Source organism: Burkholderia sp. Ac-20349 (genome assembly GCF_017104865.1).
In the GTDB taxonomy this organism is placed as follows: Bacteria; Pseudomonadota; Gammaproteobacteria; order Burkholderiales; family Burkholderiaceae; genus Burkholderia; species Burkholderia aenigmatica.
This window is the reverse complement of the sequence record NZ_JAAGPM010000353.1, coordinates 1-700: the sequence shown is the minus strand read 5'-3', so window position 1 is coordinate 700 and position 700 is coordinate 1. Positions and strand designations below refer to the sequence as shown.

1 protein-coding gene is annotated in these 700 nt (G+C 74.1%); it reads left to right on the top strand.

Annotation, left to right across the window (positions count from 1 at the left end; all coding sequences use genetic code 11):
* On the top strand, positions 1–700 hold a 700-nt coding region (locus G3N61_RS39160; RefSeq protein ID WP_205825132.1), incomplete at both ends, for a DUF3999 family protein.

Genomic DNA, 700 nt, shown 5'->3' with positions numbered 1-700 from the left:
GCGCCGCTCGGCGTGACGGTCGGCCCGGACGGCGCGCTGCGCGCGGGCGTCGCCGCACCGCCGCGCGCGAAGCACGGCGCGGATCTCGTCGACCTGTCGCATGCGGACGGCGACATCGACGCGCTGCTCGTACACGTGGGAGACGACAGCTACCAGGGGCGTGTCGCCGTCGAAGCCAGCGACGACCTGCGCAGCTGGCGGTCGCTCGGCAGCACGCAGCTGCTGAAGGTCGGCCACGGCGACGACATGCTGGTGCAGGAGCGTATCGCGCTCGAAGGCGCGGCGCCGCGCTACCTGCGGCTCGACTGGCTCGACGGCGCGCCCGCGATCGCGTCGATCGACGTCGAGACGCACCCGCGCAACGCGCACGGGACCGACACCGCCTCCGTGCCGCGCCAATGGCGCGATGCCGTTCGCGTGCGGGCGGGCGGCACGCCCGGCGAGTACCTGTTCGACACCGATGGCGCGTATCCGGTCGACCGCGTACGCATCGACCTGCCGCAGCCGAATACCGTCGCGCGCGCGACGCTGCAGAGCCGCACCGACGCGCAAGCGCCGTGGCGCGACGTCGCGGGCGCCGTGCTGTTCCGGCTGCAGGGCAAGGCGGGCGAGCAGCGCAATCCGCCGCTCGAGTTCGCGGCGGATACGGATCGCGCGTGGCGGATCGTCGTCGACATGCGCAACGGCGGCTTCGGCGGCG